This is a genomic window from Rhodococcus sp. 077-4 (genome assembly GCF_047782425.1).
Classification (GTDB): Bacteria; Actinomycetota; Actinomycetes; order Mycobacteriales; family Mycobacteriaceae; genus Rhodococcoides.
In genome coordinates this window covers 156965-181867 of the sequence record NZ_JAJPWC010000002.1, presented here as the reverse complement: position 1 = coordinate 181867, position 24903 = coordinate 156965, and the positions used below count along the sequence as shown (strand labels likewise).

General features: G+C 64.2%; 21 protein-coding genes. 9 read left to right on the top strand and 12 right to left on the bottom strand.

Features of this window, described 5'->3' with window-relative positions; translation table 11 throughout:
* Positions 1 to 41: 41 nt before the first annotated feature.
* From ACNEOT_RS10270 to ACNEOT_RS10245, 6 genes are read right to left on the bottom strand one after another with little or no spacing between them, the layout of a single operon-like run.
* Entirely contained in the window at positions 42 to 1139 is a 1098-nt protein-coding gene (locus ACNEOT_RS10270) for an NADH:flavin oxidoreductase/NADH oxidase (protein WP_415973888.1), read from the bottom strand.
* Complete coding sequence (locus ACNEOT_RS10265; RefSeq protein ID WP_415973887.1) at positions 1136 to 2119, bottom strand: amidohydrolase family protein; 984 nt, start codon at positions 2117 to 2119, stop codon at positions 1136 to 1138. The genes ACNEOT_RS10270 and ACNEOT_RS10265 overlap by 4 nt, the downstream gene beginning before the upstream one ends.
* Positions 2116 to 2556, bottom strand: coding sequence for a hypothetical protein (locus ACNEOT_RS10260; RefSeq protein ID WP_415973886.1), 441 nt, complete (start codon positions 2554 to 2556; stop codon positions 2116 to 2118). Before ACNEOT_RS10260 ends, ACNEOT_RS10265 begins: the two co-directional genes overlap by 4 nt.
* Positions 2557 to 2579: 23 nt before the next feature.
* Entirely contained in the window at positions 2580 to 3770 is a 1191-nt protein-coding gene (locus ACNEOT_RS10255; protein ID WP_415973885.1) for an FAD binding domain-containing protein, read from the bottom strand.
* Positions 3767 to 5161 carry an MFS transporter gene (locus ACNEOT_RS10250; RefSeq protein ID WP_415973884.1) on the bottom strand — a complete coding sequence of 465 codons (1395 nt, stop codon included), beginning with the start codon at positions 5159 to 5161 and terminating at the stop codon, positions 3767 to 3769. Before ACNEOT_RS10250 ends, ACNEOT_RS10255 begins: the two co-directional genes overlap by 4 nt.
* Before the next feature lie 32 nt (positions 5162 to 5193).
* On the bottom strand, positions 5194 to 6612 hold the full coding sequence (locus ACNEOT_RS10245) for an aldehyde dehydrogenase (protein ID WP_415975092.1): 1419 nt from the start codon (positions 6610 to 6612) through the stop codon (positions 5194 to 5196).
* Between the two features lie 196 nt (positions 6613 to 6808).
* On the opposite strand from ACNEOT_RS10245, the gene ACNEOT_RS10240 reads away from it, so the two are divergent.
* On the top strand, positions 6809 to 8650 hold the full coding sequence (locus ACNEOT_RS10240; RefSeq protein WP_415973883.1) for a helix-turn-helix domain-containing protein: 1842 nt from the start codon (positions 6809 to 6811) through the stop codon (positions 8648 to 8650).
* 84 nt (positions 8651 to 8734) lie between these two features.
* Here ACNEOT_RS10240 and ACNEOT_RS10235 read toward each other — a convergent pair whose 3' ends face one another.
* Both ACNEOT_RS10235 and fdhA read right to left on the bottom strand, forming a co-directional pair.
* Positions 8735 to 8938 carry a zinc-ribbon domain-containing protein gene (locus ACNEOT_RS10235; protein WP_415973882.1) on the bottom strand — a complete coding sequence of 68 codons (204 nt, stop codon included), beginning with the start codon at positions 8936 to 8938 and terminating at the stop codon, positions 8735 to 8737.
* A gap of 95 nt (positions 8939 to 9033) precedes the next feature.
* A complete protein-coding gene (gene fdhA, locus ACNEOT_RS10230) occupies positions 9034 to 10251 on the bottom strand; it encodes a formaldehyde dehydrogenase, glutathione-independent (protein WP_415973881.1) in 1218 nt (405 codons plus the stop codon).
* A 197-nt stretch (positions 10252 to 10448) separates the two neighbouring features.
* Between fdhA and ACNEOT_RS10225 the strand changes: the two genes are divergently transcribed.
* From ACNEOT_RS10225 to araA, 8 genes are all read left to right on the top strand, one after another.
* Positions 10449 to 11462, top strand: a complete 1014-nt coding sequence (locus ACNEOT_RS10225; RefSeq protein WP_415973880.1) for an aldose epimerase family protein — start codon at positions 10449 to 10451, stop codon at positions 11460 to 11462.
* 122 nt (positions 11463 to 11584) lie between these two features.
* Positions 11585 to 12586, top strand: coding sequence for an ABC transporter substrate-binding protein (locus tag ACNEOT_RS10220; protein WP_415973879.1), 1002 nt, complete (start codon positions 11585 to 11587; stop codon positions 12584 to 12586).
* A gap of 11 nt (positions 12587 to 12597) precedes the next feature.
* The gene (locus ACNEOT_RS10215; RefSeq protein ID WP_415973878.1) at positions 12598 to 14193 is read left to right on the top strand and encodes a sugar ABC transporter ATP-binding protein; all 1596 of its coding nucleotides are present in this window, start codon (positions 12598 to 12600) and stop codon (positions 14191 to 14193) included.
* Positions 14190 to 15254, top strand: coding sequence for an ABC transporter permease (locus ACNEOT_RS10210; protein WP_415973877.1), 1065 nt, complete (start codon positions 14190 to 14192; stop codon positions 15252 to 15254). Before ACNEOT_RS10215 ends, ACNEOT_RS10210 begins: the two co-directional genes overlap by 4 nt.
* Positions 15251 to 16288: a galactofuranose ABC transporter, permease protein YjfF gene (yjfF, locus tag ACNEOT_RS10205; RefSeq protein ID WP_415973876.1), complete on the top strand. Its 1038-nt coding sequence runs from the start codon at positions 15251 to 15253 to the stop codon at positions 16286 to 16288. Before ACNEOT_RS10210 ends, yjfF begins: the two co-directional genes overlap by 4 nt.
* Positions 16289 to 16323: 35 nt before the next feature.
* Positions 16324 to 17994, top strand: coding sequence for a ribulokinase (gene araB, locus ACNEOT_RS10200; protein ID WP_415973875.1), 1671 nt, complete (start codon positions 16324 to 16326; stop codon positions 17992 to 17994).
* Positions 17994 to 18671 (top strand): L-ribulose-5-phosphate 4-epimerase, encoded by a 678-nt coding sequence (locus ACNEOT_RS10195; RefSeq protein ID WP_415973874.1) that lies wholly within the window; start codon positions 17994 to 17996, stop codon positions 18669 to 18671. The genes araB and ACNEOT_RS10195 overlap by 1 nt, the downstream gene beginning before the upstream one ends.
* 42 nt (positions 18672 to 18713) lie before the next feature.
* Positions 18714 to 20198 carry an L-arabinose isomerase gene (araA, locus tag ACNEOT_RS10190; RefSeq protein ID WP_415973873.1) on the top strand — a complete coding sequence of 495 codons (1485 nt, stop codon included), beginning with the start codon at positions 18714 to 18716 and terminating at the stop codon, positions 20196 to 20198.
* 44 nt (positions 20199 to 20242) lie between these two features.
* On the opposite strand, the gene ACNEOT_RS10185 is transcribed toward araA, so the two are convergent.
* The 4 genes from ACNEOT_RS10185 to ACNEOT_RS10170 all read right to left on the bottom strand — a co-directional run bounded on the left by ACNEOT_RS10185 (position 20243) and on the right by ACNEOT_RS10170 (position 24783).
* Complete coding sequence (locus tag ACNEOT_RS10185) at positions 20243 to 21193, bottom strand: TAXI family TRAP transporter solute-binding subunit (RefSeq protein ID WP_415973872.1); 951 nt, start codon at positions 21191 to 21193, stop codon at positions 20243 to 20245.
* A gap of 25 nt (positions 21194 to 21218) precedes the next feature.
* Entirely contained in the window at positions 21219 to 22583 is a 1365-nt protein-coding gene (locus ACNEOT_RS10180) for an MFS transporter (protein ID WP_415973871.1), read from the bottom strand.
* A gap of 123 nt (positions 22584 to 22706) precedes the next feature.
* Positions 22707 to 24122 carry a sensor histidine kinase gene (locus tag ACNEOT_RS10175; protein WP_415973870.1) on the bottom strand — a complete coding sequence of 472 codons (1416 nt, stop codon included), beginning with the start codon at positions 24120 to 24122 and terminating at the stop codon, positions 22707 to 22709.
* 1 nt (position 24123) lies between these two features.
* Complete coding sequence (locus ACNEOT_RS10170) at positions 24124 to 24783, bottom strand: response regulator transcription factor (RefSeq protein WP_415973869.1); 660 nt, start codon at positions 24781 to 24783, stop codon at positions 24124 to 24126.
* Positions 24784 to 24903 lie beyond the last annotated feature (120 nt).

Sequence of the window (24903 nt, the reverse complement as noted above, 5' to 3'; positions counted from 1 at the left end):
TTCGTGGGCTGCCGAATTCGCGAGGTGCACCGGCGGTTCGGTCAGCTCGAACGCGCAGTGTTCGTGCTTCGTCCGAACGCACGAGAATAGTTGGGCGGAAACCGAAGGGGCTCGCCGAGCAGTGTCGCTGCCCTGTGCCCCCAGTTCGGATCCCGCAGCAACTCTCGGGCGAGGAACACCGCATCGGCGTCGCCGGACGCGACGATCCGTTCTGCTTGCTTCGGCTCGGTGATCAAACCGACTGCCGCGGTGGGCATACCGGTCCGTCGCCGCACCTCGGCTGCGAAACGCACCTGGTATCCGGGTTCGACCGGAATACGGGCGTCGGGCACGATTCCACCGGTCGAGACGTCGAACAGGTCCACTCCGTGGTCGGCGAGCACCGTCGCCAGTTCGACCGTGTCCTCGAGCGTCCATCCAGGGCGAGGGTCGTCGGTGTCTCCGGCAAGCCAATCGGTTGCCGAGACACGGAAGAACAACGGCCGGTCCTCGGGCCATTCGGCGCGGACTGCATCGACCACCTCGACCGCGAAACGCATCCGGCCCTCGAGAGAACCGCCGTACTCGTCGGAGCGATGGTTCGCGGCCGGCGAGAGGAACTGATGGATCAAGTAACCATGAGCACCATGGATTTCCAGTACGTCGAAGCCTGCATCACGGGCCAGCCGCGCACCCGTTCCGAACGCGTCGACGATCTCGGCGATGTCTCGCACCGACAGCGCAACGGGTTCCGCGGAATCACCGAACGCCACAGCAGACGGTGCCACCGTCTGCCACGTTCGATCCCCGCCCGTCGACCATGGGCGTCCGCTCGATGCCTTGCGCCCACCGTGCACCAGTTGAATTCCGGCGGCCGTGCCCTGCCCATGCAGGAATTCGATGATTCGCCCGTGCGATTCGGCCTGCTCCTCGTTCCACAGACCGAGATCGAACTCGCTGCTCCGGCCGTCGGGCGCGACCGAGGTTGCCTCGACCATCGCCAGACCGACACCGCCGAGGGCGCGCGCTGCGAAGTGCTGAAAATGCCAGTCTGTCGCCACACCCGTTGCATCGGAGGCGAACTGCATCATCGGCGACATCCATATCCGATTCAGCACCGTGAGCTTGCGGAGCGTGATCGGCTCGAAGAGGGAACTCACGCCGACACCTCCGACCGGATGTTCAGACCGAGAAACTCACGACTTCCGGCAGCCAGCGCCGACCGGTCGAGTCCCGCGGCGTCGACGAATCCGGCGACGTCGGCCTCGGCCATGTCGAACGGATAGTCCGTGCCGCAGACGATCCTGTTCTTCCCCGCGTGCGCCCGCAGGAGATCCAAAGCGGCACGATCGTGTGTGACCGTGTCGAAGTAGGCCGAGCGGAACAACTCTCGCGGCCCGGTACTGCTGCCTACCCGTACGTCTCGGCGCGCGTCCCAGGCGTGTGCCCACCGCCCCAACAGGTCGGGCGCGCAGCCGCCGCCGTGAACGAAACAGATGCGCAGATCCGGAAGTTCCTCCAGCACTCCCCCGAGAATGCTCGACGCAACCGCGGTCGCCGTCTCCACCGGATTGCCGACGAGATTGGCCAGGTAGTACTTCGACCATTCCGGGCGGGGTAGCTGCATCGGATGAACCAGTACCGCAAGCCGATTGGCCGATGCAGATCGCAACACCGATCGCAACACACCGACGTCGAGCGAACCTCCGCGCAGGACCGGCGGGATGGCTATACCCACCAGCGCGCCCTGCGATGCGATCTCGTGGATCTGTCGGTCGGCGGCATCGGCATCGTCCAGTCGCACCGAGCCCAGGCCGACCAAACGACCGGACGAGTCGGCGACCACTTCGGCGAGCGCGTCGTTGAACGCATCGGTGTACTCCCCCGCCGGGACGTCGGCATCGACGGCAAAAGCGAAGGGCGGTGCCGACAACGCGCGGACACCGATTCCCGATGCATCCATGTCGGCGACGATGGCATCGACGTCGCTCATGGCCTCCGTACGGATGGACAACGGCACGTCTCCGAGGAACAGTTCGCCGTCGCGATCCTGCATCGCTCCGAACGGCGAATTCGGCGGCAGTCCGAACAACTCGCCGGGGAGCCAGTGCGCGTGAACGTCGACCAGGTCGGTGCTCACGACGCCGCCAACGGAAGCGGTGCGTTGACCGAATCGAGATGCTCGACGGTGGTGAAGATCAGTTCGGAAGGCCCGACGTTCTCGATGTCGTGCAACAGGTATTCACCTGTGCCGAAATGGAAATGTCGTGTCTCGCCGGCCGTGTAGGAGACGTCACGGGTAGTTCCGTCGAAGGTGTGCTGACGGGATGTGCCTGCGTTCACTGCCGTCCAGAAGTAGTCCAGCACGTGGCGATGGGCATGCCACCTCTGCCCCGGTGCGAGCCGAATCTCCCACACTCGGACGCGATCGTTCTCGCTCAGGAGCGTCGATCCCACCTGCCCGTCGTGGGAGTGCGCCTCGAACTCGGCGCGGAGCTCGTCGGACCATCCCTCGAAATTCTCGGCTACGAGGGTTCCTGCCAGAGGCAGATCACTCAGAAAGCTGTTCGTGTTCATCGCTGTTCGCCTTTCGTGTTTCTCTAGCGCCCGGGTCCGTACAGCCCGAATCGAAGGTCTTTGTCTCCCGGTGTCCAGGTGTTGGTGAACTGCGATCGTTCGCCCATTGCCTTGACCCGGGTGAGGAGGTTGCTGCTCAGTTCGAGCTGGCCGGGCTCCCACTTCTCCAGAGCCTCGGCGATGTTGCCCGCGGACGCGGTGAGCGCATCGCTCAATGCCCACGCGTCGGCTGCTGCTTTCGCCGTTCCGGCGGCGGCGTGGGGACGGGCTCCACACGCGGCATCACCGATGAGCGCCACGCGTCCGCTGGCCATCTTCGTGGCCCGCGAATCCCACACCACCTGAATGAACGGGGCGTCGGTCGAGGTGACGACCTCCGCTGCGGCCGGTGCGAGCATACGTGTTGCTGCGTCGCGCATCTCGTCGATGTACCGGTCCTGGACCTGGTGCGGGTGAACCGACACCTTGCCCTGGAATCCCCGCTTGTCCGTGAGCATTTCGTTCAGGTCAGGGCCCTCCGCCACGTTGCGGTACCAGACGTAGTTCATCAGGCGGTCTCCGATGGCCGTGCCCCGTTCGCTCGGGATCGGATACATGGTGATCTGGGAGTTCGGCACGATGTTGTACGTGATCGAGTTGTGCAGCAGCTCAGACGTTTCCGTGGTCAGCAGCGCTTCGTCGACGGTGCCGCGCCAGCCGATGTATCCGGAGTACGTCAACTCCACGTCGGGATCGATCCTGGCGCGATTGGCCGAGGTCACACCGTCTGCGATGACGAGCAGGTCTGCCGTCTCGACGCGGCCGCTCACGAAGCGGACGGTGACCGAATCCGCGTCTTGGTCGAAGCCACAAGCGAATTCGCCGAGGTGATAGTGCTCGCGTCCGAAGTCGGCCAGCAACGCGCGATAGAACGTTCCCCAAGACGTGTGCGACCACGAACGGGCATCCCGGTCGATCACTCGGTTTCCGTCCTCGATGTATTGGACCCACTCCGTGGTGGTGCTGACATCCTCGGGCCGTTGGGAACTGCGCTCACGGAACCACCGGAGGGTGTCGGGCTGCAATACGATGCCACCGCCGCGCCCGTCCAGGTCCGACGGCGTCCGCTCGTAGACGTCCACCTCGAATCCCAGGTCCCGCAGCAGGAGCGCCGAGGTCAACCCTCCGATCGATCCTCCGATGACAACCGCTCTCGATCCTTCGTAGACGCTCATGCCGGCGTTCCTTTCGCTGCAGATGGTGCCGGCGCTGTGTCGGCGGACGGTGGATGTACAGGGTCGGTGGGGAGGGCTGCGTTCCGAGTCTCCGGAGCGAAGGCCAATCCCACGAGCGCGATCACTCCGGTGGAGGCGAGGACTGCGGTGGCTATTCCGAGGTTGCCGCCGAACCAGGATGTCGCGATGACGCCGGCCACCAGCGGTCCCGCGGCGGTGATGTAGCGACCGATGCTGTTGGCCAATGCAATTCCGCTGGCCCGCATGCTGGGCGAGAACATCTCGGGTCCGTAGACGAAGTTTCCGGACAGGGCCCCGAAGAGTCCGAATCCCACGATGGGGATCACGATCAAGTAGGTGTTGTAGGAGTGCTCGAAGGGGAACAGATACGCGACGCTCAGGCCCGAGACCACGAAACTGACGAGGAACGCCTTTCGCCTGCCGATCGCATCGGCGAGGAATCCCCACGTGGCGTATCCGATGATTCCACCTGCGTTGAACAGCATCGACGAGATCGCTACTCGGTGATTGGCGATTTCCGTCGACAGCGATTCGGCACCCGCCATGTTGCGGATGATCTGCGGGTACCAGGTCGAGACGCTCCAGAAGGCGAGTAGCGATCCGGTGGCCAGGGCCGTGCAGATGAGTGTGGCGCGAAGGTTGGGCGGTGCGAGCAGGCGGCGCAGGACGAACTGGTCCTCCGGTCGTTTGATTCCCTTGTCCTTGCGCTGCTTTCGCGTGGCGATGACGTTCTTGATCTCCTCGGGCTCCGGAACGTACCTGCGCAGGAACCAGACCAGGAAGGCGGGGACGACGGCCAGTACGAGCATGAAGCGCCAGCCTTGACTGCTGAGCATGCTGTAGGCGAGGGCGGCGATGAAGAAACCGCCCGCGTAGCCGGACATCATGACGCCACAGGCACGGGCGCGGTACTTGTTTCGCCAGACCTCGGCAACCAAGGCGGCACCCACCGGCGCTTCCACGCCTGATCCGAGTCCGGCGATGAACCGGAGCACACCCAGCTGCCACCAAGTGTCGGCGAACGCTGCGAGTGCGGTGAACAGCGCGTAGGTGAGGATGCCGATGGAGAGCACGCGTACTCGTCCGAAGTAGTCGGCAAGCACCCCGAAGAGGATTCCGCCGGTGGCCCATCCGGCGAGGAAGAGGGCTACGGTCATTCCGCCGTAGAGGCCGATGTGTGCGGCGTCGACTTCGATCCCCGAGTTGGGTAACAGGTCGGTCATCGCCGGACCCAACACCAGTGCGTAGAGGCTGCCTGCGAAGCCGTCGAGTGCCCAGCCCATGGTGGTGCCGAACAGCACCAGCCACTGCACTCGGGTGATCTCTTGTCGCCAGCCCTGTTCGGGGGCGCTCGTTCTGCTCGTGGTCACGGTGAGTCCTTGCGTAGTGGGGGTGGGTGATGTCAGTTCAGGCGGCCGGGCTCGTCGGAGCCGTACCAGTCGACGTCGTCCTCGGCGATGCGCACGACGACGGTCTTGATCCAGGTGAAATCGTCGAAAGATTCTGTGCCCGCGTCTTTGCCGGCACCGGATTCCTTGACCCCGCCCCACGGGAGCGACGGCTCGAGCCGGTGATGATCGTTGACCCAGACCATGCCGGATTCGATGGCCTCCGCCACTCGGTGTGCGCGGCCGATGTCGCGGGTCCAGACGCCTGCGCCGAGGCCGAATCGATTGTCGTTCGCCATCTCGATCGCCTCGTCCTCGCTGTCGAAGGGGACCACGACGGCGACGGGGCCGAAGATTTCCTCCTGCGAGACGCGCATCGAGTTGGTCGCGTCCGCGAGGACTGTCGGGCGTACGAAGAAGCCACTGTCGAGTGCTCCGGGCAGAACCGGGACGTTTCCGCCCGCGGCGACGCGTGCACCTTCTTCGCGACCGATGTCGATGTACTCGAGCACCTTTCGGCGTTGCCTGTCGCTGATCATCGGACCCATTTGGGTCGATGTGTCCGCTGGGTCACCGAGACGAATCCTGTCGGCTCGCGCAACGAGGGCGGCAACGAACTCGTCGTAGCAGCCTCGCTGCACGAGAAAGCGCGCACCCGCGACGCAGGACTGCCCCGAGGCCACGAATGCTGCGCCCTCGGCAGCGGCGGTGGGGTCGTAGTCGTCGAAGACGATGACGGGTGTCTTTCCGCCGAGTTCAGCGGTGATGCGCGCGAATCGCTTCGACGTGGCACCCGCGGCCGATCGACCGGCCTCGGTTCCGCCGGTGAGGGTGATCTTGGCGATGTCCTCGTGCTCGGTCAGTCGGATACCCGCGTCTCGGCCACCGGTGACCACGTTGACGACGCCTTCCGGAACACCGGACTCGGTGACGATACGCGCGATCGCGAGAGTCGTCAGTGGGGTGAGTTCGGATGGTTTGACCACCACGGTGTTTCCCGTCGCCAGGGCCGCCGAGAGGCTGCGGGCAAGGATCATCGCCGGGTGGTTGAACGGGGTGATGATGCCGCACACCCCGAGAGGTGCACGCCTCTGGTAGGTCAGGTACGGGCCGTCACTGGGCAGCACCGCATCACGTTGCGCGGCAAGCAATGCCGCGTTGTAGCGGAACCACTCGGGCACTCGGGACAACTGAGCGCGCGTTTCGGTGATCGGCCGTCCGTTGTTCTGCGTTTCGAGTGTGTACAGCGTGTCGCTGGCTGCCTCGAGTGCGTCGGCTGCTCGCAGCAGGGCCTTGGCCCGTGCGGTTCGACTCATCCGTGGCCACGGGCCGGACTCGAATGCCGCCCGAGCAGCCGCAACCGCTGTATCCACATCCACGCCGACACCGTCGGGGACCGTTGCGATCGGGGCCCCCGTGGCCGGGTTGACGATTGTCAGTTCTCATCCACTGTCGGCTTGGACTTCTTTGCCTTCGATGTACATCGAGTGTGCGATCATTCGTTTCTCGTTTCGTCCGGGCTGCTTCGTCTTCACTTATTGTGCGATTCAGATCACAGCCGCACGATGTGTGTGTGAACATAAAAGTGCGCGCGAAGTGTGCGCTCACCCATACAGAAGCGGAACCGGCATGACCTCGAAACCCAAAGTGGCCCCGGTTCCGGACCATGACTCCCACCCGGCTCGAGAGCTCCCCGAGGTCCACAGGTGGTTGTCGAGCGTTCGGAAGATCACCAAGACCGTCGCCACGGGTCGCCCACTGCCGGAAGTTCTGGACCTGATCGCACATACCGCGGCGCTTCTCATGGGCTACGAGTTCTGTGGAGTTCTCATTCCGGACCCGACTCGACGGGCCCTGGTCATCGAGGGTTCGAGTGGCCTGTCCGCTCACTACATCGCCCAGGTCAACGCCGATCGGCCGGTACGCCTCGACCAGGCCGAATCCGTCGAGGCCCCGTCGAGCGCCGCGTTCCGCACCGGAGCCCCGGTGGCGATCGCGGACATCGAGGCCACACCACAATTCGCGCCGTGGGGCGGCGTCGCGAGAGAGCAGGGCTACCGGTCGATGATCTCGGTGCCGTTGATGGAATCGAAAGGTGTTGCCATCGGCACCCTCAATTGCTACCGAAGATCCGTTCACCACTTCGCCGACGAGGAGATCGCCCTACTGACGGTGCTCGCAGATCACGCCGCAATCGCTCTCACCACGGCACGTTTGCGGTCCGACGAAACGAAGCGCATGGACGAGTTGGTACTCCTCAACGAGGAGCTCCATCAGCAGCGCGACCTGCTACAGAAGTCCGAGGACATCCACCGCAGGCTCACCGAGATTGCCCTGCGCGGCGGTGGGGTCCCCGGCATCACGACGGCGTTGTCCATCCTGATCTCCCGCGCGATCCTGATAGAGGACAACCACGGGACCGTGCTCGGCCGGTCGAGCCGAACCGAGCCGTTTCCGGACGACCGCGCACGAGCCGAGACGACATCGGACGAAGCGAGCGTCGCCGGCGAATTCCGTTGCCACAGTGTTCTACTCGCCGAGTCCGAGGTGGCACGCATCTGGATATCGCGGGGACAGTCCCCGCTGACATCCATCGAGGACCGTGCCGTCGAGCACGCAGCGCTGGTGACCTCGCTCGAACTTCTGCGGAGTCGAACCGCCGACGAAGTACGGTGGCGATTGCACGGAGACTTGCTCAGCGACCTGCTCGGCGGCGAGCCCAGCGCCATGGACACCGTGGTCGAGCGTGCCGGACGACTGGGCCACAACCTGACGATCGGCCATTCGATGGTGGTCGTCGCGCTGACCGGCATCGAGGGAGAACTCGTCGACTCGTGTCTGCAGCAAGCCATCGGACGGATCAACGGGTGGGCCGAGACGATGACGCCCCAACCGTTGTCAGCAGTGCATCGCGACCGAATAGTGGTGCTGATCCCGGACATCGGGCAATCGCGGGACACTCTCGCCGACACCGCAGAAAAGATCAGAGTGCTGGCAGGTTCCACCGTTCCGAAGGCGGTGGCAACGTCGATCACGGTCGGTAGGAGCGCGGGCCTCGGTGACTACGCGCTCGCGCACCGCTCCGCCGTGGGGGCTCTGAGCTTGCTGGCACTGACCGGGAGAAGCGGTGCGGCGGTGTCGCTGGACGATCTGGGATTGGTGGGACTTCTGCTTCAGCTGGACGACACCGAACAGCTTGTCCAGTACGCGGATCGAGTCCTGGGACCGGTTCGGCGACATGACAACACGCGCGGTACCGATCTGATCGGAACCCTGCGGGCGTACCTCGCCTGTGGTCTCATTTCCAGCGACACCGCACGCGTTCTACACATCCATCCCAACACGGTAGGACAGAGACTTCGCCGCATTCAGACGTTGACGGGTATGGACCTGACGCGACCGGACCACACCATGGAAATCGCTGTGGCTTTGACAGTCGGTGACGTAGGAGATTCATCGCGGACGGGGTGATCGGCCGCGAAACCGATCACCGGGCTCCTGGTGTCCGACCGCGAGCCCTGCTCTATCGCGGATCTGGAAGCAGGTGGCTGTACGTCATACTGACACTGCCGCCCCGCAGATTCCGCATTCCTCGAATTCGACGCGCTTCCATCGTGCGACCGGAACGAAGAACAGCGTGAATTGCTGATACTGCTTCATGCGCGCCCACTGCGTGGTGTTGTGGCATCGCGGGCAGTTGCGCGTTGCACCAGGACCGACGTGTTTGCGTTTGCTGCCGAAACCGAAGAGTAGGAACATCGCTTCAGCATATGTCGCTCGAACGGCTGCTCGTCCGGACTCAGCACGGTCACCCTCGTCCGCAACCGAAGTCGACCGTGCTGGGTCGGATGCCGTCAGCTCGCGATCATGCCGTGTGGATCGATGACGAATTTCTGTGCGACTCCACTGTCGAATTCTCGGTAGCCACGCGGAGCGTCGTCGAGTGAGATCACCGTGGCGTTCACTGCCTTGGCGATCGAAACTCGTTCTGTGAGGATTGCATTCATCAGCTCACGGTGATAACTCATCACCGGGCACTGACCCGTGGCGAACGACAGCGATTTCGCCCAGCCGGTTCCGAGGCTCAGCGACAATGCACCACGCTGGGCAGCCTCGTCGACACCGCCGGGATCCCCGGTGACGTACAGCCCGGGAATGCCGATACCCCCGCCCGCCGTGGTGATGTCCATCAAAGAGTTGAGTACGGTCGCCGGCGCTTCACGGGACGAATCTCCGCCGTGTCCGCGGGCCTCGAATCCCACCGCGTCCACCGCAGCGTCGACCTCGGGGACCCCGAGGATCTGCTCGATCTGCTCCTGCGGCGCACCCTTGCCCACGTCCACGGTCTCGCACCCAAAAGTTCGGGCCTGCGCCAACCGGTCGGCGTTCATGTCGCCGACGATCACCACGGATGCGCCCAGCAATTGCGCACCGACCGCAGCAGCGAGACCGACCGGTCCCGCGCCTGCGATGTACACCGTTGCACCGGGTTTGGCTCCGGCGGTGACGGCTCCGTGAAAACCCGTGGGGAAGATGTCGGAGAGCATGGTCAGGTCCAGGATCTTCTCCAGTGCCTGTTCACGATCCGGGAACTTCAGCAGGTTGAAGTCCGCATACGGTGCCATCACGTATTCGGCCTGGCCGCCGACCCAGCCACCCATGTCCACGTAGCCGAATGCCGAACCGGGCCGATCGGGATTGACGTTGAGGCAGATACCGGTCTTGCGCTCCTTGCAGTTCCGACACCGTCCACAGGCGATGTTGAACGGCACGGAGCAGATGTCTCCGACTTTCAGGAATTCGACGTCTCGTCCCACTTCGACGATTTCGCCGGTGATCTCGTGGCCGAGCACAAGCCCTTCCGGCGCAGTGGTTCGTCCGCGGACCATGTGCTGATCACTGCCGCAGATGTTGGTCGAGACGACCTTCAAGATCACGCCGTGTTCGCATTTGCGGCCGACATTGGCCGGGTTCACGCCAGGTCCATCGGTCAACTCCAGCCCGGGGAAGGCGATGTCCTGAACTTCCACTTTGCCTGGTCCGGCGTACGTCACTGCTCTGTTGTCTGCCACGATTTCTCCTGTTCGACGGGTGTCCTGCTGCAATAGACAGACCCAAATCGCCTGTATCGTCACCGTTTTCGTCGAAGCACGACAAAATGCGTGAGGCGGTGTGGCCTGCATCACACCATAGTATGCGCACATCCGAATGCGTGCTGCTGCGCACGAATCGCTGCACCGATCACACTTCCCGGCGCTATCGTCGAACAGTGTCCACCGACGAAGACCGAAACGAGATCATCACCATCGGCCGAGCCCCCGGGGTGGAGGTCGACGTACTCCCCTACGGTGCGACCCTGCAACGGATGGCGGTGACCGGAGGCGACGGCGAGCGACGCGACGTTCTCGTCGGCGTGGCAGGTGAGGACGAATTACGTTCGTCCACAGCCTACTTCGGCTCCACGGTAGGACGGTACGCCAACCGCATCGAGGACGGCCGTCTCGATATCGACGGGCAGCCGGTGCAGCTGACGGTCAACGACGGCACCAACCACCTCCACGGCGGCACCGACGGCTTCGACTCGCGGCACTGGACCGTCGTCGAGCGGTCGGCGAACTCCGTCGAACTCGAACTCGTCAGTCCCGACGGCGATCAGGGCTACCCGGGCGAAGTCCGTGCGCGGGCACAATTCTCGGTCACCGACGACACCGTGCGTCTGCAGTTGACCGCCACCACGACCGCGACCACGGTCGTGAACCTGACCTCGCACGCATATTTCGATCTCGACGGCCACGGCATCGACAACCACATGGTGCAGGTCTTCGCATCGTCGTTCACCCCCGTGGACCACAGCGGTATTCCGAGCGGGAGCATCGACGAGGTGGAGGGTACCGTGCTCGACCTCCGGTCGCCGGGCCGCGTCGGCGATCTCGCACGCGCGTCTCACCCACAATTGTTGGCGGCCAGGGGAATCGACCACAACTACGTGGTCGACGGTGACGGTTTACGGCGAGCTGCCAGGTTGTCGTCGATACGCAGCCGAACGACACTCGAGTTGTGGACCGATCAACCCGGCGTGCAGGTGTACACCGGCAACTTCTTGAACGGCAGCGATCTCTCGCGGCGCGGCACCATGCTGCGCCAGGGGGACGGCATCGCGCTGGAACCACAACTCTTTCCCGATGGGCCGAACCATCCGAACTTCCCGTCCGCCGAACTGCACCCTGGTGAGACGTACCGGTCCGTGATCGAGTGGAAGTTCTCCGTCGACCCGATGACATAGGGGCGTGTGAGCGCTCACATTCTTTTTCGTCAATCTCGCCTCGGCTCTTGACGCAGCTCGATGTTAACGTTCACAATGTGTTGCACACGTCACAGTGGAGTGGCGACATTGAGGAGATCACCATGGCGTCGAAGACCATTTTTGCGGCGAGCGCGCTCATCCTGAGTGGTGCGATCGTCCTGAGCGCGTGCAGCAGCGGAGGCGACGACGCGTCCGGCGGCGGCAGCGAGGGCGGCACGGTCCTGGGCTTTTCCCAGGTCGGTGCCGAAAGCGGTTGGCGTACCGCGAACACCACGTCGATCCAGGAGGCAGCCACTGCCGCAGGCATCGATCTGAAGTTCTCCGACGCGCAGCAGAAGCAGGAGAACCAGATCAAGGCCATCCGCACCTACATTCAGCAGAAGGTCGACGTCATCGCCTTCAGTCCGGTCGTCGAGACCGGATGGGAACCCGTGCTGCAGGAGGCGAAGAGGGCCAACATCCCGGTCATCCTCACCGACCGCTCGGTCGACACCACCGACGATTCGCTCTACGCGACATTCCTCGGATCGGACTTCGTCGCAGAGGGCGTCAAGGCCGGCGACTGGCTGGTGCAGAACAGCGCCATTGCCGATACCACCGGCGACGGCAAGATCAACGTTGTCGAGCTCGAAGGCACCACCGGAGCCGCCCCGGCCATCGACCGTGCCGAAGGATTCCGGCAGGCCATCGGCGGCCAGTCGAACATCGCCATCACGGCGTCTCAGACCGGCGACTTCACCCGCGACGGTGGCAAGCAGGTCATGGAGTCGTTCCTCAACTCCAACCGCGGCCAGATCGACGTGGTCTTCGCCCAGAACGACGACATGGGTCTCGGCGCGATACAGGCCATCGAGGCCGCCGGACTGGTGCCGGGCAAAGACATCAAGATCATCACCGTCGACGCAGTCAAGGACGGAATGCAGGCCCTGGCAGACAAGAAGATCGACTTCATCGTCGAGTGCAATCCGCTTCTCGGACCGCAACTGATGGAGCTCACCGACAAGGTCGTCAAGGGCGAGGACGTCCCCAAGCGGGTCGTCACCGAGGAAACCACCTTCACGTCCGATCAGGCGGCAGCCGCACTCGCCGACCGCCAGTACTGAGGGGCGTCTTCATGGCCGCCGGTACCGTTCCTCTCGTGGAGATGAAGAACATCTCCATCACCTTCGGCGCAGTTCGCGCCCTCGACGGGGTCTCGCTTCGTCTCTTTCCCGGCGAAGTGCACTCGTTGATGGGTGAGAACGGTGCCGGGAAGTCGACACTCATCAAAGCTCTGACCGGGGTCTACCCGATCGACAGCGGAACCGTCACCATCGACGGCACCGAGCACGAATTCGCCACACCGAGCGCGGCCCAGGCTGCCGGCATCAGCACCGTCTACCAGGAAGTGAATTTGCTTCCCAATCTGACGGTCGCGGAGAACATGCTCCTGGGCCGCGAACCTCGACGGCTCCCGGGAAAGGTGTTGGGGGCCATCGGCGGTATCGACCGTCGGGCGATGAACCGCCGGGCGCGCACCACTTTGGACCGGCTCGGTCTCGACATCGATCCGTCGTCGACGCTCGACAGTCACCCGATCGCCGTACAGCAACTCGTCGCGATCGCCCGTGCAGTCGACGTCGACGCGCGGGTCCTCATTCTCGACGAACCGACCTCGAGTTTGGACTCCGGCGAGGTCGAAACCCTCTACTCGGTCATCGAGCGACTCAGGGAGGCCGGAACTTCGATCGTGTTCGTCTCGCATTTCCTCGATCAGATCTACCGCATCTCCGATCGAATGACGATCTTGCGCAACGGGAAACTGGTCGCCGAGCGCCTCGTCGCCGACACCCCGCAGTTCGAACTGGTCGAGCTGATGATCGGACGCGAGCTCGACACTCTCCGTGAACTGGACCGCCGGGAACCCGTTGTGGTCTCGCCGGAAGAAGCTCCGGTCGTGGAGGTGCTCGGCATCGGCCGTAAAGGCGCACTGGAGGCCACGGATCTTCGTTTGCACGCCGGACAGGTCGTCGGTGTCGCCGGCCTGCTCGGGTCCGGTCGCACCGAATTGGCCCGGCTGCTCGCCGGTGCCGATCGCGCGGACTCGGGATCCATAGAGGTCCACTCGACGAAGCATCGCATCCGCAGCCCGCGTCACGCTGCCGACCAACGCATCGCACTCACCAGCGAAGACCGCAAGGCCGACGGTGTCGTCGGCGACTCGACCGTGGCGGACAACATGGTGCTGGCGTTGCAGGCGAAGCGGGGCTGGCTCAGGCCGATCCCCCGCACGACGAGAAACAAGCTCGTACAGCAGTACATCACTGCACTCGATATCCGGCCGGCCGATCCGAACACGTTGATGCGCAACCTGTCCGGAGGCAATCAACAGAAGGTTCTACTGGCCCGGTGGCTCATCACCGAACCGGAACTGCTGATTCTCGACGAGCCCACGCGCGGAATCGACATCGGCGCGAAAGCTCAGATACAAACACTGGTGGCCGATCTCGCGGCTCGCGGAATGTCGGTGCTGTTCATCTCCGCCGAGCTCGAAGAGATTCTGCGCTTGAGCGATCGCATCGTGGTGATGCGCGATCGTCGCAAGATCGACGAACGCATCAACGACGGAGTGTCCGTGGGCGATGTGCTGGCCACCATCGCGGCCGGCGTCCGTACCGACGAACCCACCTCGGTCACCGCATCGAGCACCGACAGGACTGTCGCATCATGACCCGAACCCTGGAACCGCAGACATCTGCGCCTGCACGTGTACGCACCGCCTTCGCCCAACCCGTGATCTGGCCGCTGATGGCCTTGATCGCGCTGGTAGTCGTCAATGTGATCGTGACACCCGACTTTCTCGACATTCGTATCGAGAACGGTGGACTCTTCGGCAACGTCGTCGACATCGCCCGCAACTCAGCGCCTCTCGTGCTCATCGCTGTCGGTATGACGCTGGTGGTGGCCACTCGCGGAATCGACCTCTCCGTCGGCGCGGTCGCCGTGATCGCCGCAGCCGTGGCCTGTACTCGAATCGCTGCCGCGGCGGACGAGGGTGCCACCACGACCATGATCATGGCCGTCATGTGGGCGTTGGGAGCCTGCCTCCTGCTCGGCCTGTGGAACGGGTTCCTGGTGTCCGTCCTCGGCATTCAGCCCATCATCGCAACCTTGATTCTGATGGTCGCCGGCCGCGGGCTGGCCATGCTGATCACCGACGGCAACATCACCACCGTCAACAACGCTGCCTTCACCGAGCTTGCGTCGGGAACGTTCCTCGGCCTGCCGCTCGCGCTGATCATCGCACTCGTGGTGGTCGCTGCCACCGCTCTTCTGGTCCGGCGCACCGCATTGGGAATGCTGGTCCAGGCAGTCGGAATCAACCCGGAGGCAAGCCGATTGGCCGGCGTGCGCTCGCGCACCATCGTCTGGACCGTGTACGTATTCGCCGCGGTGTGCTCGGGAATGGCGGGTCTGATCATCGCCGCGAACACCAACTCGGTGAACGCGAACAGTCTGGGCCAGTGGATCGAACTTGACGCCATCCTCGCCGTCGTCATCGGCGGAACCGCGCTGACCGGGGGACGATTCTCGATCGCAGGCACGGTGGTGGGCGCACTGCTGATCGGCACGCTCACCCGCACCATCACCAACGTCGGCATTCCCTCCGAAGCCAACTACCTGTTCAAGGCGGTGGTCATCATCGTGGTCTGCCTCCTCCAATCACCGCGAATCCGTGCCTCGCTGCGGACGCTGTTGCGACCCGACTCGACCAAGGCGGTAAGACCGTGAGCGACCTGATGACTGCTCCTCCCACCACCCCCGTCGAGACGCGGGCCCCGTCGCCGTCGGCCTGGGATCGCATACGGCGCTACTCCCCGCCGACTCGATTTCTGCCTGTCATCGCAACATTCGCGTTGTTCGTCGGTCTGTTCGGACTCGGCGAGTTTCGCTACCCCGGCTTCGCCGATCCTCAGGTGTTCCTGTCACTGCTGATCGACAACTCGTTCCTCATCGTGCTCGCTGTCGGGATGACCTTCGTGATCCTCACCGGCGGCATCGACCTGTCCGTCGGTTCCGTCGTGGCGCTGTCGACCATGATCGCCGCTCGCACACTGCAATTGGGGTGGCCGCCACTGCTGGTCATGGCAGTGGTGCTGCTGTGCGGCACGGTACTCGGCGCAGTCATGGGAGCGCTGATCCACTACCTGCAGATTCAGCCGTTCGTCGCCACACTCGCCGGCATGTTCCTCGCCCGTGGCCTGTGCTACATGATCGGAGTCGAATCGATTCCGATCACCGACGACACTTTCTCGTCGATCGCGTTCGCCGTCATCGAACTCCCCGGGGGCTACACGATCACCTGGAGCGTGGTGATCGCACTGGTCGCCGTCGTCGTGGCCATGTACGTCCTGGCCTGCACCCGCTTCGGACGGTCGGTATACGGAATCGGTGGCAACGAAGCATCTGCACTGTTGATGGGCCTGAAGGTCGCCGCCGTGAAGGTGGGCGTCTACGCGATCAGCGGATTCTGCGCAGCGCTCGGAGGCCTTCTGTTCTCGTTCTACGCACTGTCCGGCTACAGCCTCAACGCCGTTGGCATGGAGCTCGACGCCATCGCCGCGGTGGTGATCGGCGGGACGCTGCTCAGCGGTGGTCGCGGATACGTCCTCGGTTCACTTGTCGGCGTTCTCATCCTCGGCGCGATACAGACCTTCATCGCTTTCGACGGAACGCTGAGCTCGTGGTGGACGCGCATCACGATCGGGGTTCTGCTGCTCGTGTTCGTCGTGGCTCAGCGACTGATCACTGCGAGACGAACATGACCACCACACATACCGCAACACACCAGGGAGTTCCCATGAACGCTGACCGATACACGGTGGGGGTCGATTACGGCACCTTGTCCGGACGCGCAGTCGTCGTTCGAGTGTCCGACGGTGCCGAGATCGCCTCCGCCGTCCACGATTACCGACACGCGGTGCTCGAAGAAACACTGCCCGGCGGCACGGTCCGCCTGTCCGACGCGTGGGCACTGCAGGTGCCCGACGACTATCGGGACGTACTTCGTCATGCGGTGCCTGCCGCTCTGGCCGCAGCGGGCATCGCGCCCGAACAGGTGGTCGGCATCGGTACCGACTTCACCGCGTGCACCATGGTGCCCACCTACGCCGACGGCACCCCTCTGTGCGAGGACCCACGCTTTGCCGATCGACCGCACTCGTACGTCAAACTGTGGAAACACCATGCGGCACAGGGGCAGGCAGACCGTATCAACGAACTCGCCGAGCGTCGTGGTGAAAGTTGGCTTCCTCGCTACGGCGGATTGATCTCCTCGGAATGGGAATTCGCCAAGGCCTTGCAGATCCACGAGGAAGACTCGGAGATCTACGACGCGATGGACCGATGGGTCGAAGCGGCCGACTGGATCGTCTGGCAGCTCTGCGGAAACTACGTGCGCAACGCCTGTACCGCCGGATACAAGGGCATCTACCAGGACGGGCACTACCCGTCGACGGACTTCCTCACCGAGCTGGCACCGGGCTTCGGTTCCTTCGTCGCCGAGAAGCTCGATCAGCCGTTGGGCGAGTTGGGTTCTCGCGCTGGTTCGTTGACCGCCGAGGCCGCTGAGTGGACCGGGCTGCCCGAGGGCATCGCCGTCGCAGTGGGCAACGTGGACGCGCACGTGACCGCGCCTGCAGCGGGGGCAGTGGAACCGGGTCGGATGGTTGCGATCATGGGGACCTCGACGTGTCACGTGATGAGTTCGACTGTCCTGAAGGAAGTTCCCGGTATGTGCGGAGTGGTCGACGGCGGCATCGTCGCCGGCTCCTTCGGATACGAGGCAGGACAGAGCGGCGTCGGCGACATCTTCGGATGGTTCACGCGCACTTCGGTTCCCGCATCCTACAGCGAGGCAGCTGCCGCGGCCGGCGAGTCGGTCCACGAGTACCTGACTCGGCTCGCCCAGACACAGGACGTGGGCGAGCACGGACTGGTAGCCCTCGACTGGCACAGCGGAAATCGGTCCGTCCTGGTGGACCACGAGCTCTCCGGACTCGTCATCGGGACCACACTGGCGACGCGTCCGGAGGACACCTACCGAGCCCTGCTCGAAGCAACGGCATTCGGAACACGCGTCATCGTCGAGACGTTCCGCGACAGCGGCGTTCCTGTCGAGGAGTTCGTGGTGGCCGGCGGGCTGGCGCGCAATCCCCTGCTGATGCAGATCTATGCGGACGTACTGCGAATGCCGTTGTCGGTCATCGCATCCGCACAAGGTCCGGCCCTGGGATCTGCGATCCATGCCGCGGTGGCGGCAGGTTGCTACTCCGATGTGCCCGTGGCGTCGAAGTCGATGGGCAAGGTTCGACGCGCCGCATTCGTGCCGGACGAATCGCGGTCTCGAGCTTACGACTCTCTCTTCGAGATCTATCTGGAACTGCACGACCGGTTCGGACGAGACGTTCCGACCATGCGCCGTCTTCGAAAACTACGGCGTGACGCGCTGGCTCGAAAGGTGGATGCGTGATGACCGTTGTCGACGACGTGCGTGAGGTCATCGAGGAAGTTCGCCGCGACGTGTGCGCGCTGCACGCCGAGCTGGTCCGGTACGGCCTGGTCGTGTGGACGGCCGGAAACGTCTCGGCACGGGTGCCCGGGCGGGATCTGATGGTCATCAAGCCCAGCGGCGTCTCCTACGACGACCTGACGCCCGACAACATGGTGGTGTGCGATCTGTACGGCAAGGTGGTCGAGGGCGACCATGCACCGTCCTCGGACACCGAGGCACAGGCCTATGTCTACCGGCATCTCGATCACATCGGCGGTGTGGTGCATACGCACTCGCCGTATGCGGTCGCGTGGGCGGCGCGAGGCGAACCCATCCCGGTCGTCACCACGATGTGCGCGGACGAGTTCGGCGGGGACATCCCGGTGGGCCCCTTCGCCACGATCGGCGACGACTCGATCGGCCGAGGCATCGTCGATACCCTTGCTGACAGTCGATCTCCTGCAGTTCTGATGCAGAACCACGGGGTCTTCGCGGTGGGGCCGACTGCTCGGTCCGCCGTCAAAGCGGCGGTCATGTGTGAGGACGTCGCGAGGTCGGTGCACCTGTCTTACCAACTGGGACAGCCTCTTCCCATCCCGCGATCCTCGGTCGACGCTCTCTACGACCGCTACCAGAACGTCTACGGCCAGCGCTGACCGGCGCGCCGCACTTTTCTTCTTCTCCACGGAGGTACATCCATGTCCGAAGTATGGTTTCTCACCGGCAGTCAAGGCCTCTACGGTCCCGAGACACTCGAGCAGGTAGCCGTTCAGTCCCGCGAGATCGCGGACAAACTCGATGCGGCCCTTCCTGTCTCGGTGGTCTGGAAGCCGGTGCTGCTCGACGCGTCGTCCATCCTGCGCTGCATGCGCGAGGCCAACGCTGCCGACCAGTGCGTGGGCGTCGTGACGTGGATGCACACCTTCTCCCCCGCCAAGATGTGGATCGCCGGTCTCGACGCGTTGGACGTTCCTCTGCTGCACCTGCACACGCAGGCCGGAATGTCGTTGCCGTGGTCGACGATCGACATGGAGTTCATGAATCTCAATCAGGCTGCGCACGGCGACCGCGAGTTCGGCCACGTCGAATCGCGGGTGGGTGTGCTGCGCACCATCGTCGCCGGCCACGTCGACAATCCTGCGGTACTCGAGCGTGTGGAGCAGTGGGCACGCGCAGCTCTGGGGCGCGCGGAGCTGAGGTCGCTGTGCCTCGCACGTTTCGGCGACAACATGCGTGACGTGGCGGTGACCGAGGGCGACAAGGTCGAAGCTCAGTTGCGATTCGGAGTCTCCGTCAACACCTACGGCGTCAACGACTTGGTCGAGGTGGTCGACAGTGTGAGCGATTCGGCGGTGTCCGAGCTCGTCGACGAATACCGGGCGTTGTACGACATCGCACCGAGCCTCGACAAGGACGGGGATCGTCACGAATCCCTTCGCTACGGTGCCCGCGTCGAGGCCGGCCTACGTCGATTCCTCACCGACGGCGGATTCAACGCCTTCACCACCAACTTCGAGGATCTCGGTGGTCTGCGTCAGCTGCCCGGGCTCGCGGTGCAGCGTCTCATGGCCGATGGGTACGGGTTCGGCGGTGAGGGCGACTGGAAGACGTCGATGTTGTTGCGCGCCATGAAGGTGATGGCCGAGGGACTCGACGGCGGAACCTCGTTCATGGAGGACTACACCTACCATTTGGTTCCCGGTGAGGAGAAAATCCTCGGCGCGCACATGCTCGAGGTGTGCCCGTCGATCACCACCTCGCGGCCCACTCTGGAGATTCATCCCCTGTCCATCGGGGGCCGCGAAGACCCGGTGCGCCTTCGCTTCACTGCCGACCCAGGCCACGGCGTCGTCGTCGGACTCTCCGATGTGGGTGAGCGATTCCGGTTGACGGCCAACGTGATCGACGTCGTCGAACCCGACGAGGCGCTGCCGAAGCTGCCCGTCGCCTGCGCGGTGTGGGAACCGCAGCCCTCACTCGCCGTGTCGGCGGAATCCTGGCTGACAGCCGGTGCGCCGCACCACACTGTCCTCAGTACCGCGATCGGCCTGCCTGTGTTGGAGGCGTTCTCGGACATGATCGGGGTCGAGTTGCTCGCCATCGATTCCGGCACCACAACACGCGGATTCCAGCAAACACTGCGATGGAATGCGGCGTACCACCGACTCGCAGCGAGGCTCTGACAAGGTGATCGACGGTGGGGCGGTACGAACTCCCGCCCCACCGATCACCCGTGCCGAGCGCGGTATTCGTCCGCCGCGCCGGGATGCAGGGGAATACCGCCCGTCATGATCAGTGATCGTGCGTCGAGAAATTGGCTGCCTATGGCCTGTCCGGGGACCAGCGCCGACGATCGATCGAGCAGCACGCTCACCACAGCGGCGACCACCCGGTTCGGTACGTCGGGATGAGCCAACAGCAGATTCGGGATTCCGACGGTCGTGACCGCGGGGTGCCGGCCGTACACGTTCGCCGGAACCGGCACCGCCTCGTACGCTGTGCCGAACGCACGACGCAGGTTCGGAACGAGCATCCCCAGATCGAGCAACCGAATCTCGGTGCGCGGGTCGGCGAATGCCGGGGTCGGCAACCCACCCGCCCACATCACCGCGTCGATCTCGTTGTCGGACAGCGCAGTCGCCGCCGAACTCATCGACAGCTGGACTTCCCGAATTGCGTCCGGACCCGAGATACCGGCCGCGTCGAGTATCCGGTGCGAGACCACGGTCGCGCCTGATCCGGGTGCGCCGGTGCTCACTCGCCTGCCCCGTAGGTCACTCGCATTCGTGATGGTCGAGTCCGCCCGCACGGCGACCTGGAAGTAGTTCTCGTAGACGCATCCGACTGCGGCCAGGTCCGGACTCGAGTGGCTGTATGCGGCGTCGATCAGGGTCATCGCCAGTTCGGCACGTCCGGAGACCAAGGCCTCGAGGTTGTCGAGGGAACCGGACGTCGTGAGCGGTACGACCTCGGCTTCCGACAGTCCGGCGGCCGCGTCGGACAGCAGGCCCGAGAACTCCCAGAAGAAGCCGCCCACCTCGCCCGCTGCCAACCGCAGTTGCATCGGAGGATCCGAGGCGCAGGCCCCGGCCACAGCACCGACGGCGACCACTCCGAGCACCGACAGGCCCGCCCGCAACGCCGCTCTGCGAGAGAGCGACGGTGCGGGCGGGAACATGGCAGTCACTGTAGAGCGCAGCCGGTCATACGAAGGCTTTGCCCTGCTCCCTGTCGAGGACGGTCTCGGTCTTGTTCCGCAGTACGAATATGTAGACCAGAAGCGAGATGCCGATCACGATCGTCACGTACAGGATGAACCAACCGACGTGCCCGCCGTTCTTCGCAGCCTGGTAGATCAACGGGGCTGTACCGCCGAACGCGGAGTTCGCGAGCGCGTACCCGAGGCCGACTCCCAGTGCGCGGATGTGCGACGGGAACAGCTCGGCTTTGACGATGGCGTTGATCGAGGTGTAGCCGGTGAGGATGACGTAACCCACGCAGACCAGCGCCAGTGACTGCACCACCGACGTTGCCGACGGCAGATACGTGATGAGCACGTAGGTGTACAGCACGCCGCCGACTCCGAAGAAGACCAGCAGAGGCTTGCGCCCCACCTTGTCGCTGATCAATCCGCCGATGGGCTGCAGCAACATCAGGAAGACGAGCCCGAACAGGTTGATCCACGTTCCGGTCATTCCGCGGTCCTCGTACGCCGCCTTGATCATCGAGGGTGCATTGACGCTGTAGGTGTAGAACGCGATGGTGCCACCGGCCGTCACCATGAAACAGATCACCAGGGCGCGCCAGTGCTTACCGACCAGTTCCTTCAGAGATCCGGACGCCTGGTCGGCACCGCTGCGAACTGCCTCGAGCTGATCCTTGGTCAACGACTCGTCCATGCTGCGGCGCAGCCAGAAGACGACCACTGCAGCGACGCCGCCGATGAAGAACGCTATGCGCCAACCGAAGTCCTCGATCTGCTCCCGCTCGAAGAAGACCTGCATGAGCAGCAGTGTGACCTGCGCGAGAACGTGGCCGCCGATCAGCGTGACGTACTGGAACGAGGAGAAGAATCCGCGGCGCTCACGAGTGGCGGCCTCGGACATGTACGTCGCCGATGCCCCGTACTCACCGCCGGTGGCGAAGCCCTGAACCAGGCGGCACAGGATGAGCATGACCGCCGCCCACACGCCGATGCTCTCCCGGCCCGGAGTGAAGGCGATGACCATCGAGCAGGCCGCCATCAGCGAGACACTGAAGGTCAATGCGGCCCGGCGACCGTTTCGGTCTGCATACCGTCCGAAGAACCACGAACCGACGGGGCGCATCAGGAAGGTGACGGCGAAGATCCCGTAGACGTAGATGGTCGAATTCTTGTCTGCCGAGTCGAAGAACTGGTTCTCGAAATACGTCGCGAAGACGGTGTAGACGTAGACGTCGTACCACTCGACGAGGTTGCCCGACGACCCACGCAGTGTGTTGTAGACGGCGCGACGGGTGGCAGCGGGAGACGAGACGGGCGGGTTCGGGCGAGACGAACCAGCGGTCGATGTGGCCTCGTTGGCCATGGGCAGGTCCTTCCACGGATAGCTCTCGGGTGGGTCGCCGAACGCTGAACGGCAACCGAAGTCCCTCTACTGTGACGCCCGGCACAGCCAGAACCAAGCTGTTTCGCAATTCCTAACACTCCCTTAGGACAGGGACCCGGTCTCGTCGTGACGTGGGAGCAGCAGTCGGACGATCAAACCGGACGGCCGGCGCGCATCGACCTCGAGGCGGCCGCCCACCCGTTCGATCAGAGCGTGGACGATCGCCAGGCCGAGCCCCGTTCCGACACCGTGTGCGCTCGACGCCCGAAAGAAGCGGTCCACGATCATCGGTAATTCACCGGCAATCACACCCGGACCGGTATCGGCGATCGACACCGTGACGTGGTCTGCGTCCGCTCTGCATTCGATGTCGACGTCCGCACCCGGACCGGCGTACTTGGTGGCGTTGCTCAGTATCGCGTCGAGCATGCGCACCAGATCTTCCTCCGGTATCTCAGCACGATAATCGGCCGCGGGGTCGGAATCCGCGACGTGGACGGTCAGGCCCGCGACAGTCGTTGCACTCGACCAGAATTGGACCCTGTCGGCAAGCACGAACCGCACGTCACATTCGATATTGCGCCGCAGTGTCGGCGTCTCGGCAGCAGCGAGAACGAGAAGATCCTCGACGACGGAGTCGAGACGATCGACCTCGAGCGTCGTCCGCAGGTGCGCTTCGATGGCCGACTCGGGGACACGCATCCCCAGCACGTCCAGTCGAATCCTCAATGCCGCCAATGGGTTGCGCAACGCGTGGGCAGTGTCGGCCACCAGTCGGCGCTGCGCCGCGGTCGCGTTCTCCACGTTTTCTGCCATTGCGTCGAATGCACGCGAGAGTGCCCTGACCTCGGGTGGACCGACGTGCACGTCCGTCTCCACAGGTGGCGCATCGTCGAGAGGTGGACCGTCGTGAAAGGCGCTGCCGAACGAGGTGACCCGCATCGACAACGCAGTCAGTGGACGAACGACCCAGCGCGACAACGCTGCAGCGATCACCGCCACGGTGGCCAAGATCAGCACGGCACCGGCGGCGACGACCGTCCAACCGACCGCGACGTCCCGGCGGGCCGCATCGGTGGAGGCAGCGATCACCACGGCACCGTCGACCTGCGTTCCCCCACCGACCGGGGCAGCCACCAGGACCGACGACGGCGACCACGGCGTCACGCTCGACAGAAGGCGACCACGTTGATTCCGCAGGGCACCGGCCACCGCCTGTTGCACGTCGGGGCGCGTCGTGTCCAGACCGGACGCAGCACGGATTTCTCCGGTGCGGTCGACGACCACGATGCCCTCGCCGTACACACTGTTGTAGCGCTGCACCGACTCTCGGATTCGCGCGTCGCCGGACTCGTCCTCCCTGGAGCTCAGTTCGGCGAAATACGTTGCAGCGGCGGCACGATTCTCGCCGAACCGCTGGGCTCGTTCGCGCCCCAGCAAGAATCCCAGGGGGACCGACAGCGACAGAACCACGACAGTGGAGTAGATCATCAACACCACGAGAACCCGGCGTCGCACGTCAGGCGTCCCAGCGGTAGCCGAAGCCGCGGATGGTAGCGATCGTCCCCGGACGGCCGAGCTTGGCGCGCAATGCCGTCATGTGCACATCGAGCGATCGCGAGATCGCCACATAGGCGTCACCCCAGATGGCATCCATCAACTGTTCGCGGCTGACCGCTTCACCTCGTCGAGTCGCCAGATGCGCGAGCAGGTCGAACTCCTTGGTGGTCAGAGCGATGTCGCGTCCGTCGACTTCGACACTACGGCCGACCAGATCGACGATCACACCGCTCGAGTCGAGCCGATCGACCGCAGCGTCACCCGACATGCTTCGACGCCGCGCGGCCACTTCCAGCCGCGCGTGCAACTCCCCCAACCGAGCTGGTTTGACGACGTAGTCGTCCGCGCCCGTACGCAGAGCCCGAACCACCGACCGCTCGTCGTCCCGCGCGGTCAGTACCACCACCGGGACCGAACTCAACGTCCGCAGCTTACGAAGCGCTTCGAGGCCGTCCATGTCGGGCAGGCCGAGATCGAGCAGGACCACGTCCATCCCGTGGTACCCGAGCAGCAGGTCGGCACCGCGGCGCATCCGGACAGGCTCGTGCCCCACCTCGGCCAACGCGTCCACCAACGCGTCACCGACTCCGTCGTCGTCCTCCACAACCGCTATACGCATCGAGTTCAAGATAGGCGACGATCAAGGTTCGACGAGTGCGCGCACCTGACCTCGGGTCGACGCGAACGCCGCCGCACGAGCCACATGCACGCGGATCGGCCTCAAAACTGGCTCGAATCT